Origin of the sequence: Klebsiella sp., assembly GCF_027492335.1 — a bacterium.
Classification (GTDB): Bacteria; Pseudomonadota; Gammaproteobacteria; order Enterobacterales; family Enterobacteriaceae; genus Klebsiella; species Klebsiella huaxiensis.
Window position 1 is genome coordinate 53,727 of record NZ_JAPUEW010000100.1, and the last position, 15,024, is coordinate 68,750.

16 protein-coding genes are annotated in these 15,024 nt (G+C 55.8%); 9 read left to right on the top strand and 7 right to left on the bottom strand.

Annotated features, from left to right (window positions below; all coding sequences use genetic code 11):
* Positions 1–11 precede the first annotated feature (11 nt).
* From QVF11_RS28220 to QVF11_RS28230, 3 genes are read left to right on the top strand one after another with little or no spacing between them, the layout of a single operon-like run.
* Positions 12–281 (top strand): hypothetical protein, encoded by a 270-nt coding sequence (locus tag QVF11_RS28220; protein WP_287861135.1) that lies wholly within the window; start codon positions 12–14, stop codon positions 279–281.
* A 23-nt stretch (positions 282–304) separates the two neighbouring features.
* Entirely contained in the window at positions 305–742 is a 438-nt protein-coding gene (locus tag QVF11_RS28225) for a PTS sugar transporter subunit IIA (RefSeq protein ID WP_002954847.1), read from the top strand.
* The gene (locus tag QVF11_RS28230) at positions 739–1,323 is read left to right on the top strand and encodes a P-loop nucleotide/nucleoside kinase family protein (protein ID WP_142514957.1); all 585 of its coding nucleotides are present in this window, start codon (positions 739–741) and stop codon (positions 1,321–1,323) included. Before QVF11_RS28225 ends, QVF11_RS28230 begins: the two co-directional genes overlap by 4 nt.
* Before the next feature lie 55 nt (positions 1,324–1,378).
* Here QVF11_RS28230 and QVF11_RS28235 read toward each other — a convergent pair whose 3' ends face one another.
* Together QVF11_RS28235 and QVF11_RS28240 are read right to left on the bottom strand one after the other, a co-directional pair.
* Positions 1,379–1,702 (bottom strand): AzlD domain-containing protein, encoded by a 324-nt coding sequence (locus QVF11_RS28235; RefSeq protein WP_287861139.1) that lies wholly within the window; start codon positions 1,700–1,702, stop codon positions 1,379–1,381.
* Entirely contained in the window at positions 1,702–2,361 is a 660-nt protein-coding gene (locus QVF11_RS28240; protein WP_142464746.1) for an AzlC family ABC transporter permease, read from the bottom strand. The genes QVF11_RS28235 and QVF11_RS28240 overlap by 1 nt, the downstream gene beginning before the upstream one ends.
* Positions 2,362–2,461: 100 nt before the next feature.
* Here QVF11_RS28240 and QVF11_RS28245 point away from each other — a divergent pair, with 100 nt between their 5' ends.
* The 6 genes from QVF11_RS28245 (at position 2,462) to QVF11_RS28270 (ending at position 9,885) form a co-directional block, all read left to right on the top strand.
* A complete protein-coding gene (locus QVF11_RS28245) occupies positions 2,462–3,010 on the top strand; it encodes a helix-turn-helix domain-containing protein (RefSeq protein WP_112217389.1) in 549 nt (182 codons plus the stop codon).
* A 74-nt stretch (positions 3,011–3,084) separates the two neighbouring features.
* A complete protein-coding gene (locus QVF11_RS28250) occupies positions 3,085–4,080 on the top strand; it encodes a substrate-binding domain-containing protein (RefSeq protein ID WP_112217390.1) in 996 nt (331 codons plus the stop codon).
* A 114-nt stretch (positions 4,081–4,194) separates the two neighbouring features.
* Positions 4,195–6,318 carry an alpha-galactosidase gene (locus tag QVF11_RS28255; protein ID WP_287861143.1) on the top strand — a complete coding sequence of 708 codons (2,124 nt, stop codon included), beginning with the start codon at positions 4,195–4,197 and terminating at the stop codon, positions 6,316–6,318.
* A 41-nt stretch (positions 6,319–6,359) separates the two neighbouring features.
* Positions 6,360–7,625, top strand: a complete 1,266-nt coding sequence (locus tag QVF11_RS28260; RefSeq protein WP_112217393.1) for an MFS transporter — start codon at positions 6,360–6,362, stop codon at positions 7,623–7,625.
* A gap of 56 nt (positions 7,626–7,681) precedes the next feature.
* Positions 7,682–8,272, top strand: coding sequence for a DapH/DapD/GlmU-related protein (locus QVF11_RS28265; protein ID WP_287861145.1), 591 nt, complete (start codon positions 7,682–7,684; stop codon positions 8,270–8,272).
* 233 nt (positions 8,273–8,505) lie between these two features.
* Complete coding sequence (locus QVF11_RS28270) at positions 8,506–9,885, top strand: carbohydrate porin (protein ID WP_287861147.1); 1,380 nt, start codon at positions 8,506–8,508, stop codon at positions 9,883–9,885.
* 46 nt (positions 9,886–9,931) lie between these two features.
* Here the strand turns inward: QVF11_RS28270 and rhaM are convergent, their stop codons facing one another.
* The 5 genes from rhaM to QVF11_RS28295 all read right to left on the bottom strand — a co-directional run bounded on the left by rhaM (position 9,932) and on the right by QVF11_RS28295 (position 15,019).
* Entirely contained in the window at positions 9,932–10,246 is a 315-nt protein-coding gene (rhaM, locus tag QVF11_RS28275; RefSeq protein ID WP_287861149.1) for an L-rhamnose mutarotase, read from the bottom strand.
* The gene (gene fucO / locus QVF11_RS28280) at positions 10,243–11,391 is read right to left on the bottom strand and encodes a lactaldehyde reductase (RefSeq protein ID WP_287861151.1); all 1,149 of its coding nucleotides are present in this window, start codon (positions 11,389–11,391) and stop codon (positions 10,243–10,245) included. The genes rhaM and fucO overlap by 4 nt, the downstream gene beginning before the upstream one ends.
* Before the next feature lie 111 nt (positions 11,392–11,502).
* Positions 11,503–12,507: an ABC transporter permease gene (locus QVF11_RS28285; RefSeq protein ID WP_287861153.1), complete on the bottom strand. Its 1,005-nt coding sequence runs from the start codon at positions 12,505–12,507 to the stop codon at positions 11,503–11,505.
* Positions 12,504–13,508: an ABC transporter permease gene (locus tag QVF11_RS28290; RefSeq protein ID WP_287861155.1), complete on the bottom strand. Its 1,005-nt coding sequence runs from the start codon at positions 13,506–13,508 to the stop codon at positions 12,504–12,506. The genes QVF11_RS28285 and QVF11_RS28290 overlap by 4 nt, the downstream gene beginning before the upstream one ends.
* Positions 13,508–15,019, bottom strand: a complete 1,512-nt coding sequence (locus tag QVF11_RS28295) for a sugar ABC transporter ATP-binding protein (protein ID WP_287861157.1) — start codon at positions 15,017–15,019, stop codon at positions 13,508–13,510. Before QVF11_RS28295 ends, QVF11_RS28290 begins: the two co-directional genes overlap by 1 nt.
* Between the last annotated feature and the right edge of the window lie 5 nt (positions 15,020–15,024).

The following is a 15,024-nucleotide window of genomic DNA, read 5'->3' on the forward strand; positions in this document are numbered from 1 at the left end:
AGGAGCTCGCTATGTTTGAATCTTTGAAAAGGCTGTGGAAAAAAGAAAATAACCCACAGCAGGATTATGACCAACAGGCCAGCCAGCTGGCGGAGGAAATAACCCGGCTGGAAGGCGAATTACAGGGCAACCCCGGCAATGGCGAAGTACAGAAAGCGTTAATGCTGATTTATAACCGTGCGCTGTCGGTGTATGCCAAAAGTAAAACACATCGGCAAGAAATAGATGCGCTTTTTATTCATATTGATGAGTTGCGCAACATTATTCGCCGCAATATTTAGGATTAGATTCTTAGGGAGTCATCATGACGATAAAAGAATTACTTATTGAGGCCGATGCCATTCAGGTCGGCGTCACGGAGTCAGACTGGCAGAAGGTGATTCACCTGGCCGCCAGTCCGCTGGTCGCAAAAGGGTATATCTCGACAGAATACGGCCAGGCGGTGATTGATAATACCCTGCACCATGGTGCGTATTACGTTTTTGATGAAGGCGTAGCGATCCCCCATGCCAGACCTGAATGCGGCGTAAAGCGTAACTGTTTTAGCCTGGTGGTGCTGAACAAACCGATTCAGTTTGCCGATAGCGAGAAGGCGGATATTGTCATTATGTTCGGCGCGCAGGACAGCAATGCTCATATCGAGGAGGGTATCCGCGCGATTATCGCGTTGCTCGATAATAACGAAACGATGACTAAGCTGCGGGCCGCCAGCAGCCGGGAGGAGGTCGTCGCGTTGTTATGAACAGACATCTCACTCCAGACCGCAAAACGGTGATTTTAATTAACGGCATTCCCGCATCGGGTAAAAGCACCGTCACCCGGCAGCTCTCGGCAACATTTAATCTGCCGCTACTCACCATCGACGGTATTAAGGAGCCGTTTATGGCGCGCTTTACTGAGATTGATCGTCATTTCAACCGGCAGTTGGGTTGTGCCGCCTATGAGGTCATATGGTCGATTGTTGGCCAGTCGTCGGCAGGCTGCGTCTGGTTAATTGACGCCTGGTTTGGTTTTCAGCCGCGTGAAATGTTGCAGCAGTTGCTGCAACAAGCGGGAGTGGAAAAGGTCCTTGAAGTCTGGAATCAGATCTCGCCAGAGCTGGCGGTGTCGCGCTACGCCAGTCGGTTGCAGGACCGTAAACCGGGGCATCCGGGCGAAGAGTATCTCCCGGAGCTGGCCCAACTGGCGCAACGGGCGCAACCAATGCGCTTGGGACCGGTATTTACGGTAGATCAACTGCAGCTACCAGACATTGAACTCTTAAATGAGTGGATTGAAATACAGATAAGGAATGAAAACTGTAGGCCGGATAAGACGCGTTAGCGTCGCCATCCGGCGTTGGTGAGCCTGATGGCCGGATGCTGCCTGGCTATCCGGCCTAAGATATTCCTGCCATCCGCAGCAGCGCCGTTACCACGGCGGCGGCGATAATCACCACAATCAGCGGCATCTTGCGCCAGGCGAGGAACACCGCGAAGCCCACGCCCAACACCCGCGCCATCCCGGCAAAATGTTCACCCTCATAAAACGTGGTCTCCAGCGCGACGGAAAAGAGCAGCACCGTCGCCGCATCGGAAAGCAGCGCCTGAGAACGTTCGGAAAAGGCTAAACGGTTGCCGAGCTTTGCTCCACCTAAACGCATTAAATAGGTTCCCAGAGATAGCACGGCGATACCGGCAATAAATAGCGTCATATTGCCCATTATTTTTTCCTCGTCAGCAGGCCAAACAGCGACAGCAGGACCGGCAGGCCAACCGGCGCAAAAGGCACGGCGGCCAGCGATAGCGCCGCTCCGCTGCAGGCGCGGATAAGCGTAGTACGGTTTTTAAATGCCGGAACCACCAGCGCCAGCAGAATCGCCGGGAATACCGCATCGAGGCCGATGGTCTCCGGTGCCGGGAGCAGCTTACCGACGCCCGCGCCCAGGAGCGCTCCCAGCGGCCAAATCAGCGCCACGCCCAGACCGCATAGCCAGTAGGCGGCCCGGCGCTGTTCGGGTGTTTTCTGCGACAGACCAAACACCACGCTTTCGTCGTTCATGATGTGGCAACCGAGGAAGCTGGCGGCGCGCTGGCCGACCAGATCGCGTACCGTGACGCCGAAAGGAATATGGCGGGCGTTAACCAGTAAACCGGCTGCTGCTGCCGCTAACGGGTTGCCGCCACTGGCGACAATGCCGATAAACATAAACTCAGAGGCACCCGCTAGCACGCAAACCGAGAGGACAAAAGGCACCCAAATGGGAAAACCATAGGCGATAGCCAGCGAGCCATAGGACATGCCCACGATGCCTACCGCCAGGCAGACTAAAACAATTGCTTTGATGGTGTCGCCTTTGAGACTGGCGAAGTGTTGCTTCATACTCTTTAGCCATATCGAACGAATTTCCATTATAATGAACGCAACAGAAAAGCATTTCAAGGCGAACGAATCGTTCGCTATAAAAAACGTGGAGAGCGGTATGACTCAGCCAATTAGCCTGATAGCCAAAAGTCTGGTACGTGAACGTGCGCGCACCGGGCTTTCCCTCGCTGAAGTTGCGCGGCGAGCGGGGATTGCCAAATCGACGTTATCGCAGCTGGAATCGGGCAACGGCAACCCGAGCCTGGAAACCTTGTGGGCGCTCTGCGTGGCGCTTGATATTCCTTTTGCCCGGTTGCTGGAGCCGCAGGTCAATACGACCCAGGTGATCCGTCGCGGCGAGGGGATGAAAGTTGTCGCCGAGCAGGCAAACTATCAGGCGATCCTCCTGGCTGCATGCCCGCCGGGCGCACGGCGCGATATTTATCTCTTGTTGACCCAGCCGGGAGCGGACCGTATTTCACAGCCGCATCCGCCGGGTTCAGTGGAGCATATTATTGTCACCCAGGGGCGAGCGCGGGTTGGCCTGACGGAAGCACCGGAAGAACTGGGCGAAGGGGATTACATTTGCTATCCCGCAGACCGGGAACACGTTTTCCAGGCGCTGGAGCCGGATACCCAGGCGCTGCTGGTGGCCGAGCAGAACTAGTCACGGCGGCAGGCTGGACGCCATGGCCGTATTGCGGGACACTACCGCATTCTCCCGTGAGGACAGGGATACTTATGTCGTTGAAAGCCATTGCTAAAGAACTTGGGATCTCGGTCACGACCGTCAGCCGTGCGTTAAACGGCTACGACGACGTGTCGCAGGAGACGCGCGCCCGCGTGGAAGCCGAAGCGCAGCGTCGCGGATATCGCCCTAATACCTTCGCCCGACGCCTGAAGATGGGCAAAATTGACGCCGTTGGCCTCGTGTTTCCTGTGCGTCCTGCGCCGCTGAATAACAATGTCTTTCTCGATATGGTGGGTGAAATCAGCCACGAGCTGGCGCGCTATGAGATTGATTTACTACTGATTGCCGATGATGAACAAGCCGACAAGCACGGGTATATGCGGATGGTGCAGAGCCGTCGCGTTGATGCGTTAATCGTCGCCCACACCCTTGACGACGACCCGCGCCTGATTCAATTGCTCTCATCCGGTTTTCCGTTTCTGGCCCTGGGCCGCAGCCGCCTGCCGCAGCCCTATGCCTGGTTTGATTTCGACAACCAGGCCGGGACCTATCGCGCTACCCGCCACCTGATTAGCCAGGGGCATCAGCGCATCGCGTTATTGAGCGAAAATAACAATCAGGCGTTTATCACTCAGCGTCGCAACGGCTACCTGCAAGCGCTGCGCGAAGCTGGATTAGCCGAGGACTGGCTGCGCAGCGTGTCGCCAACCCGCCGCAGTGGGTTTCAGGCGACGATGGAGCTGCTGCGTTTGCCTGAACCGCCCACGGCGATCGTCACCGATTGTAATAGCCATGGTGACGGCGCGGCGATGGCCCTGGCTCAGTTGGGACGTCTTACCGGCGAAAATCGCGTTTCGCTGGTGGTTTACGACGGCTTGCCGCAGGACAGCATCATTGAAACCCCGGTCGGCGCGGTGATTCAATCTACTCGCCAGGGCGTGGGTCGCCAGATAGCCAGCATGGTTCGTCGCTTGATTGCCGGTGACGATCTCGCCTCTCTCCAGGTGCTCTGGCAGCCCGAATTTGTCCCAGGCGAAACCGCCTGATTCACTCCTTTTCAGATTAATTTCCTGAACTCGATCACGGATCCGAAACGTTTTGGTTGGCGTCCGAAACGTTTCGGATCAACAGTAAGGCATTCCTTGTTGTGGAGATGTCTGATGTCTGATTCGATTTTACGCCTGCAAAGCGCGGTGGCTGATGTGGTGATAAAAACTCATCCGTTCGCCGAAATTATCTACTGGGGGCCGCATTTAAGCCACTTTTCGCCGCAGGATGCGGTCAGTCTGGCTCGTCCGGTCGCCAATAGCCGCGTGGACGTCGATTCACCGGTGACTTTAATGGCCGAGCTGGGCCACGGTCTGTTCGGCGCGCCGGGTATTGAAGGTCATCGCCAGGGTCTGGACGCCTCGCCGATTTTTACCACCACTGATGTGGTGCAGGATGGGCAAAATTTAACGATTACCAGTGAAGATGTGCAGGCAGGCCTGCGGCTATGCAGTGAAATCCAGCTCGACAGCAGCGGCGTACTGAGCGTTCGTCATGGTTTAACTAACCTGCGCGCGCAGCCCTGGCAGGTGGACCGTCTGGCGATTACGCTGCCGGTCGCGGAGCGAGCCCGCGAAGTGATGGCCTTTCATGGCCGCTGGATCCGCGAATTCCAGCCCCATCGTCTGATTCTCGAACATGACAGCTTCGTGCTGGAAAACCGCCGCGGACGCACCTCTCATGAACATTTTCCGGCGCTGATTACCGGTAGCAAAGCCTTTAGCGAGATGCAGGGCGAAGTGTGGGGCGTTCATCTGGGCTGGAGCGGCAACCACCGTCTGCGGGCGGAGGCCAAAACCGATGGTCGCCGTTATCTGCAGGCGGAAGCCCTCTACTTGCCGGGCGAAATGGCGCTGGCGGAAGGAGAAACGCTGTGGACCCCGAACCTCTACGCTAGCTACTCCGCGCAAGGGCTGAACGGCATGAGCCAGCAGTTCCATCGCTACCTGCGCGAACAGATTATTCGTTTCCCGGGCAACAAACCGCGCCCGGTGCACCTCAATACCTGGGAAGGGATCTATTTCGACCACAACCCGCAATACATCATGCGCATGGCGGATGAGGCGGCGGAGCTGGGCGTCGAGCGCTTTATCATCGACGACGGCTGGTTTAAAGGGCGCAACGACGACTGGGCGGCGCTCGGCGACTGGTATCTCGATGAGAAAAAATACCCTAACGGCCTGACCCCGGTTATCGACCACGTGAAGTCGCTGGGAATGGAATTTGGTATCTGGGTTGAGCCGGAAATGATTAGCCCGAACTCGGATTTATATCGTGCCCATCCGGATTGGGTGCTTGCGCTGCCGGGCTATACGCTGATCCCTGGGCGTCATCAGTTTGTGCTGAACCTGAATATCCCTGAAGCCTTTGACTATCTGCTGGAGCGGATGAGCTGGCTGCTGGGCGAGCACGCCGTGGATTATGTGAAGTGGGATATGAACCGCGAGCTGGTGCAGCCAGGGCATAACGGCAAAGCCGCCGCCGACGCGCAGACTCGTCAGTTCTACCGTCTGCTGGATACTCTGGTGGCCCGTTTCCCGCATATCGAATTTGAATCCTGCTCCTCCGGCGGTGGGCGTATTGACTATGAAGTGCTGAAGCGCAGCCACCGCTTCTGGGCTTCCGATAATAACGATGCGCTGGAGCGCAATACCATCCAGCGTGGCATGAGCTACTTCTTCCCGCCGGAAGTGATGGGCGCACACATCGGCAACCGCCACTGCCACGCCACCTTCCGCCAGCATAGTATCGCTTTTCGCGGCCTGACGGCGCTGTTCGGCCATATGGGCCTTGAGCTGGACCCGGTGAGCGCCGATGAACAAGAACGCGCGGGGTATCGCAAATACGCGGCGTTGCATAAGCAGTGGCGAGACTTAATCCATCACGGCGTGCAGTGGCGGGCAGATATGCCGGACGCCACGACGCTTGCGCACGGCGTGGTCAGTGAAGATAAGAGCCAGGCAATTTTCCTCGTCAGCCAGTTGGCGATGCCGGACTATACCCTGATGGCGCCGCTGCGCGTGGCGGGACTGGACGCGGGCGCGCGCTATCAGGTGACGCTGCTCGATCATCCGAATATTCAAATTACAGGAGAGGGCGGCCATACGATGCGTAAGCTGCCGGAATGGATGATGACGCCACAGACCGTAAGCGGCGAGTGGTTACAACAGGCGGGACTGGCGCTGCCAATCCTTGACCCGGAAAGCGCCATTTTGATTGGCCTGCAACGCGTGTGATGGTGACGGGCCGCGCGTCGGCCCTTTTTGAGGAAAACACAATGAACCCGACCGTCTGTACCCATAAAAACAACCCCAATTTCTGGATTTTCGGGCTGTTCTTCTTTCTCTACTTTTTCATTATGGCCACCTGCTTTCCGTTTTTGCCGATCTGGCTATCGGATGTTATCGGCCTGAATAAAACCGAGACCGGTATCGTTTTCTCCAGCCTGTCGCTGTTCGCTATCTGCTTTCAGCCCATCCTGGGCGTGATTTCCGATAAGCTCGGGCTGAAAAAGCACCTGATGTGGATAGTGACCGTGCTGTTGGTGCTGATTGCGCCCTTTTTCCTCTACGTTTTTGCGCCGCTGTTGAAAACCAATATCTGGCTCGGCGCGCTCAGCGGTGGGGCTTATATTGGCTTTGTTTTCTCCGCCGGTGCCGGGGCGATGGAAGCCTATATCGAACGCGTGAGCCGCAATAGCGGGTTTGAGTACGGCAAGGCGCGTACCTTTGGCTGCCTCGGCTGGGCGCTGTGCGCAACCACGGCGGGGATGTTGTTCAGCGTAAACCCTGAGTGGGTATTCTGGATGGGATCGGCCGCCGCGCTGGTGTTGGTCGTGCTGGTGGCTATCGCTAAACCCCAGGCCAGTCAGAGCGCCCAGGTGATGGATTCTTTGGGCGCGAATCGCCCAGCGGTGGATTTAAAAACCGCCGTGAGCATGTTCCGTCAGCGCAAAATGTGGATGTTTATCCTGTATGTGATTGGCGTAGCCTGTGTGTATGACGTCTTCGATCAGCAGTTTGCCACTTTCTTTAAATCCTTCTTTGCCACTCCAGAGTCAGGCACACGGGCCTTTGGTTTTGCGACCACCGCCGGGGAAATATGCAACGCGATTATTATGTTCAGCTCACCGTGGATTATTAACCGCATCGGGGCGAAGAACACGCTACTGATTGCCGGGATGGTGATGGCGGCAAGGATGATTGGTTCATCGTTCGCCACCACGGCTGCGGAAGTGGTGGCCCTGAAAATGCTCCACGCGCTGGAAGTCCCGTTCCTGCTGGTGGGCGCATTTAAATATATTACCGGCGTGTTTGATGTCCGCCTGTCGGCGACGATTTACCTGGTCGGTTTCCAGTTCTCCAAACAGGTTGCAGCGATTTTCCTTTCTGCTTTTGCCGGGAATATGTATGACCGGATCGGTTTCCAGGATACCTATATGATCCTAGGCGGAATTGCCCTGGCCGTCACGCTAATCTCCGCCTTTACCTTGTCGGGTAAATCAAAGTCTGAAGCTGTGAATAAAAACGCAATGACGGTTTGAAAACCGGAGTGATAATTCACACGGATGTGTTGAATACGTGAGGAATAGTTTTCATTATGGATATGAAAAAAAGAATGAACAGCGGGGAGCTATACCTTGATTCTGGGTATGGTTTGCCGGAACAACGACTGATGGGCAAAGCGCGGGCCTATGAATATAATCACTCGCATCCTTTTAATCAGGAATTAAGAAAAGATATTATTAAGCGAATGTTTGCGAGCATAGGTAAAGAGTGCTGGATAGAACCACCGATTAATGTTGCCTACGGAACTCACACCACTATTGGCGATAACTTTTACGCTAATTTCAATCTGACGTTGGTTGATGATGCTGAGATTATTATTGGCAATAATGTCATGTTTGCGCCAAACGTAACAATTTCTACTGCGGGCCATCCAGTGCATCCGGACTTGCGCCATACGCAGCAGCAGTTCTCAAAACCGGTGATTATCGAAGATGGCGTCTGGCTGGGCACCGGAGTGATTATCAACCCAGGCGTCACCATCGGCAAAAACTCGGTGATTGGCGCCGGCAGCGTGGTTAATCGCTCAATACCGGCAAACGTGGTCGCCGTCGGGATACCTTGCCGGGTATTAAGAGATATTACCGATGAGGATAAAAATAAATATCAGCTATTTGCGGGGTGATAATATATCAAATAATAATTTAAATTATCCGTCTTATATTCCCTAAATAATTCGAGTTGCTTAAAGGCGGCAAGGGAGGGAGTCCCCAGGAGCATAGATAACTATGTGACTGGGGCGAGTGAGCGTAGCCAACACATAAGCAACTTGAAGTATGACGGGTATATAAATAATTAGAAGTAAACACAGGTGAGTTTTCTACTCACCTGACCCCCTTTTACCTCCGGAATATAAAAATGAATAAAAAAGTATTATCGATAGCGATTGGTTTATGTTTGATAGCAGGTTCGGCAGTGGCTAAAAATAATCATCTGACCCTGGAGCAAAGAATGGAACAGCTTGAAGCGCGGTTGGCTGTTGCTGAAAATCGGGCGACGGTGGCGGAAAGCCTGGTGCGAGAATTACAGGATAAACAGAATGCCTCTATGCAGGTCGCACAAAATACGGTGCCGGTAAAAAGCCAGGCCCCTGTGGCGGAGAGTAAAAAGAATATTTCGGCTCCTGAGCTTAAATTATCCGGGTATGGCGACCTGAAAATTTATGGCGATGTTGAATTTAATATGGATGCGGAAAGTAAACATGGCCTGCTGGCGATGACCAACGCCGATGTCGGCAGCGATCCGACCTACGACAACTGGGATTTAAATGGCCGCATTCTGCTGGGTTTTGACGGCATCCGTAAGATGGACAAGGGCTATTTTGCCGGATTCTCCATTCAACCTCTGGCGGATATGACCGGCTCAATGAACCTTGATGATGCCGCATTCTTCTTTGGCCGGGAGAACGACTGGAAGGTTAAGGTAGGGCGCTTTGAAGCTTACGATATGTTCCCGCTAAATCAGGACACTTTCGTTGAGCACTCGGGGAATACCGCCAACGACCTGTACAGCGACGGCCATGGCTACATCTATATGATGAAAGAGGGGCGTGGTCGCTCTGACGCAGGCGGCAACTTCCTGCTGAGTAAGCAGATAGATAATTGGTATTTTGAGCTTAACACTCTGCTGGAGGACGGCACTTCGTTGTATGACGACGGCGGCTACCACGGTCGCGACATGGAGCAGAAAAAGAACGTTGCGTACCTGCGCCCTGTCGTGTCGTGGGCGAAGAATGAATTCTCCGTTGCGGCGGCAATGGAAGCCAACGTGGTGCAGAATGCCTACGGTTATCACGATGCTCAGGGTAACTTTGTCGATCAGTCCGACCGCACCGGCTATGGCCTGACCATGACCTGGAACGGCCTGAAAAGCGACCCGGAGGACGGTGTGGTGGTAAACCTGAATACCGCTTATATGGATGCCAGCAACGAGAAGGATTTTACCGCCGGGGTGAACGCGCTGTGGCAACGCTTTGAGCTGGGGTACATCTATGCGCATAACAAAATCAGCGATTATGCCGGGGTGATTTGCGATAACGACTGCTGGATTAAAGATGAAGGTACCTACAATATTCATACCTTCCATGCCTCATATCAAATCCCGAACGTGATGAATATGCAGAACTTTAATATTTATCTCGGTGCTTATTACTCTATTTTGGATAGTGACAATAAGCTGAGTCAGGGCGATGACGACGACCGCTACGGCGCGCGGTTGCGATTTAAGTATTTCTTCTAACGTCCTGAAAGATTGCCCCGCTGAGCGCAGCGGGGCAGCCATGGATTTACTCCAGATAAAACACCTCTTTGAGCTCCGCGCTCACCGGGCTGTTATCCGGGTTTGCTGGCATAACATCACACATATACTTCCACCAGCGCTGACACACTTCGGTACTGGCGACGGCGTTCCAACGTTCTTCCGATTCAATCTCCACCGTGGCGAACAGCAGGTTGCGCTCTTTATCGAGGTAAATTGCGTAGTGGTGCGCGCCGTGGGCCTTCAGCACCGCTTCCAATTCCGGCCAGATTGGCGTGTGGCGGCGCTGATACTCTTCATGTGCTTCAGGGTTTACCTGCATCACGAAAGCTTTGCGGATCATAATGCCTCCAGATACAGCTCGCGAACTTCGTCACGGGTGGCGGTGCGCGGGTTGCACGGCGCACACGGGTCGGCCAGCGCCTTGTCCAGCCAGCCTTCGATGTCCTCTTTGCTGACGCCAAGCTGGCTGAAGCCCTGCGGAATACCGACGCGCTTGCTCAGGGTGCGGATGGCGTTGATCGCCTCCATGCTGGCGGCTTCATCGCTCATGCCACGGGTCTCGACGCCCATTGCCTGCGCCACGCGAGCAAAGCGCGCGACGGCGTTCGGGCGGTTAAAGTTTTCGATGATTGGCAGCAGGATAGCGTTGCACACGCCGTGCGGCAGATTGTGGGTAGCGCCCGGTTGATGAGCCAGCGCATGCACCAGGCCAAGACCGGCGCTGTTAAACGCCATGCCCGCCAGATACTGGCCAAACGCCATCTGCTCGCGGGCTTCAAGATTGTGTCCGTCGTCCACGGCTTTCGGCAACCACAGGTTGATCAAGCGAATCGCTTCCAGGGCGTTGGCGTCGGTCAGCGGGTGCGCGCCCACGGAAACGAAAGCTTCAATGGCGTGGGTCAGGGCATCCATGCCGGTGGCGGCGGTGATGGAAGCTGGAATATCCAGCATCACGCTGGCGTCATCAACGGCGATATCCGGGATAATATTCGGGTCGATAATCACTTCTTTAACCTGACGTTCGGCGTCGATGATCACCGCGTTGCTGGTCATCTCCGCCGCCGTTCCGGCAGTGGTGTTGATTGCTACCAGCGGCACGCCGGCGTTTTTCACTTTGCCAACGCCGGAGTAGTCGGTTGACGGCCCCGGGTTAGCGGTGAGGATTTTCACCGCTTTGGCGGTATCAATTGGGCTGCCGCCGCCAAAGGCGATAATAAAGTCGCAGTTTGCTTCCTGATACGCCGCGTAGCCTTTTTGCACCAGCGCTTCGGTTGGATTGGGGAATACCTCGTCAAACAGATGGTAAGACATCTGCTGGGCGTCCAGCGTGGCGAACAGGCTGTCGAGCAGGCCCATTTTGACCAGATGACCGTCGGTGACGATCAGCGCCTTGCCCCACTGTTTGCCCGCCACCAGCTTGACCATATCGCCGATTGCGCCCGCGCCGTGAAGGCTGATTTTAGGAAGTGCCAACATAAAACTCATGATAATTCTCCTTGATATCTATTTTGTGAAATCCGTTTCCCCTCACCCCGGCCCATTTCGTAGCCCGGACAGGTGCGTAGCACCGCCTCCGGGATTGAGGGTGAGGGGAAATTAAATTCGTCTTCGCTGCATCATCCGCCGGGTAATAATCGGCAGCGAGATAACCACAATCAGCATCGCGCCGATGATGATCGACATCACGATGCCCGGCACGTTGAGCAGGCTCAGCCCGAAGGTCACCAGCCCCATCAGGAAGGCGGCGATAATCACCCCCACCATGCTGCCGGAACCGCCGAGAATATTGACGCCGCCGAGCACCGCCATGGTGACCACAGCCAGCTCCCAACCCATCGCCAGCGTCGGGCGCGTACTGCCGAGCCTTGAGGTCAGCAGGACCGCTGCCAGTCCGGCCATCAACCCAACCAGCGCGAACAGCATCAGGTTGTGGCGTTTAACGTTGATCCCGGAGAACCAGGCCCCGGTTGGGTTATTGCCGATGGCGTAGGTCCGGCGGCCAAAGTTGGTTTTATGCAGCAGGAAGGTAAAAGTGGCGGCGAGGAGGATAAACAGCGCGAACTCGAAAGAGAGCGCCCCCCACACGTAGCCCTGACCGAACCAGGCGAAGCTATCCGGATAGTGATTGAGCGCCTTATCGCCCAGCAGGATGTAGGTCATCCCGCGATACAGGCTCATGGTGCCGATGGTGATCACAATCGATGACAGGTTAAAGCGCGTCACCAGAATGCCGTTGAACAGGCCGCACAACAGCCCCACGCCCAGCCCGATGACCACCAGCAGCGGCGTGTCCATGCCCGCCGCCGCGCAGAAGCCCATCACCGTTGAACTCAGCGCCATCGTTGACGCCACCGAAAGGTCAATTTCGCGGGCGATAATCAGCATCGCCATTGGCAGCACGATGATCGCTTTCTCGGTGAAGTTAAACGTGGCGTCCGACAGGTTCCAGATATTAAGGAAATAAGGGGAAGCCAGGGCGTTGCCGATAAAGACCGCCAGAGTGACCGCCAGCAGAAATCCTTCCCAGCACAGCAGGCGCCGCAGAGGCGACGGCGCGACCGGCGGATTTTTCATCTCTTCAGACATCATCATTTTGCTCATGATTTCACCGCCTGTTTTTGCCGGGCTAACGCCGCATTGCGCAGGATTAACCGCCCGTGCCCTTTATTGCCGCGCTCGTTAAGCAGCACCGCAATCACGATAACCGCGCCGGAAATCGCCATTTGCCAGAACGGCGAAATGCCGATCACCGGCAGCGCGTTATTGATAACGCCGAGGAATAAGGCACCGCACAGGCAGCCGAGCACCCGTCCGGTTCCGCCCATGGTGCTGATGCCGCCGATGACGCAGGCGGCGACCACCTGCAGTTCAAAACCGTTGGCGACATCGACGTAGGCGACGGCAAAGCGTGAAATCCACAGATAACCGCAGAACCCGGCCAGCGCGCCGGAGAGGCAGAAGCTGACGAACTGCATTTTCCCGGCGTTAATGCCGGTGTAGTACGCCGCCGTGGCGTTGCCGCCCGCGGTATACAAGGCCCTGCCTGTGCGGCTGTAGCGTAAGAAATAGCCCACCAGCAATAGCGCGGCGATAGCGCACCAGCTCAGCAGCGGCAGGCCCAACAACGAGGCGCGCGGCAGGCCGAGAAAGTCAGCGCTCATCTGGTGCGAGTTAATCCAGCCGCCGTTGGAAAGCAGAAAAATAATCCCCCGATAAATGCTCATGGTGCCGAGCGTGACCACGATAGCCGGGATGCCGAGCCGCCAGACCAGCAGGCCGTTAATCATCCCCATTATCAGACCAAGCAGGGTTGCCAGCACCAGCAGCGCCACCACGGGAATCCCTGGATAGTGGGCGTTAAGCAGGGCGACGATCATTCCAGTGAGTGCCAGATTGGCGGCCATCGACAGATCGATGCCCTTGGTGAGCAGCACCATCATCTGGCCGAGGGCGAGGATTATCAGAATGGCGGTGTCGTTAAACATCTCCACCAGATTACCCGGCGAGACGAACGACGGTGCCCGGCTGCCGATAGCACCGATCATCAAAATGATCACCGCCGCCAGCAGCGCTTCACGATGTTTAAGCAGTTTTTTACCCATTACGCGGCCTCCTGACTGACGCCGCTGGCGGCGCTGACGATGGTTTCCGCCGTCGCCTCGCCGGCCTGATACTCTGCGACCATCAGCCCTTCGTGCATCACGATAATCCGGTCGGCCATACCCATGACTTCCGGCAGCTCCGAAGAGACCATGATCACTGCTAGCCCCTGACTGACCAGCTCGGACATAAACTGATGCACCGCTGCTTTGGAGCCGATATCGATACCTTTGGTCGGCTCGTCGAGGATAATCACTTCCGGATGGGTCGCCAGCCATTTGCCGATCACCACTTTCTGCTGGTTGCCGCCGGAGAGGGTCTCTACCGCCTGTCGCCAGCTAAAGGCTTTGACCTGCAGGCGCGAAGCGTACTCATCCGCCAGCCGCCATTCGCGGGCGTCGTTCAGCACGCCGTTAGGGTTGAGTTTGCTGAGCTGCGGCAGGCTGATGTTCTGAGCGATCGGCAGGGCGATAATTGCCCCCTGTTTCTGTCGCTCTTCCGGCACGCAGACGATACCGGCGTTGATGGCGTCGGCAGGCTGGCGAAAACGTATCGCTTTGCCCTTCAGCACGATCTCGCCGGAAGAGGGATGCGATACACCGGAAAGTGCCTGCATCAGCTCGGTACGTCCGGCGCCCACCAGGCCGTAAAAGCCGAGAATTTCCCCTTTGCGCAGGCTGAAGTTGATATGGGCAAATTCGGTAGGGTGGCAGAGGTCTTTCACCTCTAGCACCGTTTCCCCTGGGGTACAGTCGACTTTCGGGTAGGTTTGCGTAATCGCGCGACCGACCATCATCGCCACCATCCGCTCTTCGGTGATGTCGTTAATCGCCCCGGAGCTGACGTACACGCCGTCGCGCAGAATGGTGTAGTAGTCCGCCAGTTCGAAAATCTCATCGAACTTGTGCGAGATAAACAGAATCGCTTTTCCGTCCTGCTTCAGGCGCTCAACGATTTGATAAAACTCCAGAATTTCATGTTGCGAGAGCGCCGCGGTCGGTTCATCGAGGATCACCACCTGGGCTTCAAAGGAGAGTGCCCGGGCAATGGCCACCATATGGCGCTGGGCGATGCTGAGGGTTTTCAGCGTCGCGCGCGGGTCAATCTGTACCTCAAGGCGGTTGAGAATTTCGCTAGCTTTGCGGTGCATCGCAGGCCAGTCGAGTTTTTTCAGCAGGCCGGTATGCAGATACTGACCGACGAAAATATTTTCAGTGACCGATAGCTCATCAAATAGCACAGTTTCCTGATGAATGGCGGTGATCCCCACCTTGTGCGCCGACTCGGGGTTCGGCAGCTGGATAGGGATCGCTTTATAGAGAATTTCGCCCTCTTCGGGCTGATAAATACCGGTCATCACTTTGACCAGCGTGGATTTGCCTGCGCCGTTTTCACCGATTAGGGCGGTCACTTTGCCGGACCAGAGATCGAGCTGCACGTTCTCAAGGGCGCGCACACCGGGAAAAACCTTAGTGATGCCCTTCAGCGACAGCAGTGGGGTGGATGCTGACATGATAG

Excerpts from the sequence above, each read along its gene's own strand:
- QVF11_RS28255 (WP_287861143.1), top strand. The coding sequence starts at position 4,195 with ATGTCTGATTCGATTTTACGCCTGCAAAGCGCGGTGGCTGATGTGGTG.
- rhaM (WP_287861149.1), bottom strand. The coding sequence starts at position 10,246 with ATGATCCGCAAAGCTTTCGTGATGCAGGTAAACCCTGAAGCACATGAA.
- QVF11_RS28245 (WP_112217389.1), top strand. The coding sequence starts at position 2,462 with ATGACTCAGCCAATTAGCCTGATAGCCAAAAGTCTGGTACGTGAACGT.
- QVF11_RS28270 (WP_287861147.1), top strand. The coding sequence starts at position 8,506 with ATGAATAAAAAAGTATTATCGATAGCGATTGGTTTATGTTTGATAGCA.
- QVF11_RS28250 (WP_112217390.1), top strand. The coding sequence starts at position 3,085 with ATGTCGTTGAAAGCCATTGCTAAAGAACTTGGGATCTCGGTCACGACC.
- QVF11_RS28285 (WP_287861153.1), bottom strand. The coding sequence starts at position 12,507 with ATGAGCAAAATGATGATGTCTGAAGAGATGAAAAATCCGCCGGTCGCG.
- fucO (WP_287861151.1), bottom strand. The coding sequence starts at position 11,391 with ATGAGTTTTATGTTGGCACTTCCTAAAATCAGCCTTCACGGCGCGGGC.
- QVF11_RS28220 (WP_287861135.1), top strand. The coding sequence starts at position 12 with ATGTTTGAATCTTTGAAAAGGCTGTGGAAAAAAGAAAATAACCCACAG.
- QVF11_RS28225 (WP_002954847.1), top strand. The coding sequence starts at position 305 with ATGACGATAAAAGAATTACTTATTGAGGCCGATGCCATTCAGGTCGGC.
- QVF11_RS28260 (WP_112217393.1), top strand. The coding sequence starts at position 6,360 with ATGAACCCGACCGTCTGTACCCATAAAAACAACCCCAATTTCTGGATT.
- QVF11_RS28265 (WP_287861145.1), top strand. The coding sequence starts at position 7,682 with ATGGATATGAAAAAAAGAATGAACAGCGGGGAGCTATACCTTGATTCT.
- QVF11_RS28295 (WP_287861157.1), bottom strand. The coding sequence starts at position 15,019 with ATGTCAGCATCCACCCCACTGCTGTCGCTGAAGGGCATCACTAAGGTT.
- QVF11_RS28290 (WP_287861155.1), bottom strand. The coding sequence starts at position 13,508 with ATGGGTAAAAAACTGCTTAAACATCGTGAAGCGCTGCTGGCGGCGGTG.
- QVF11_RS28235 (WP_287861139.1), bottom strand. The coding sequence starts at position 1,702 with ATGGGCAATATGACGCTATTTATTGCCGGTATCGCCGTGCTATCTCTG.
- QVF11_RS28230 (WP_142514957.1), top strand. The coding sequence starts at position 739 with ATGAACAGACATCTCACTCCAGACCGCAAAACGGTGATTTTAATTAAC.
- QVF11_RS28240 (WP_142464746.1), bottom strand. The coding sequence starts at position 2,361 with ATGAAGCAACACTTCGCCAGTCTCAAAGGCGACACCATCAAAGCAATT.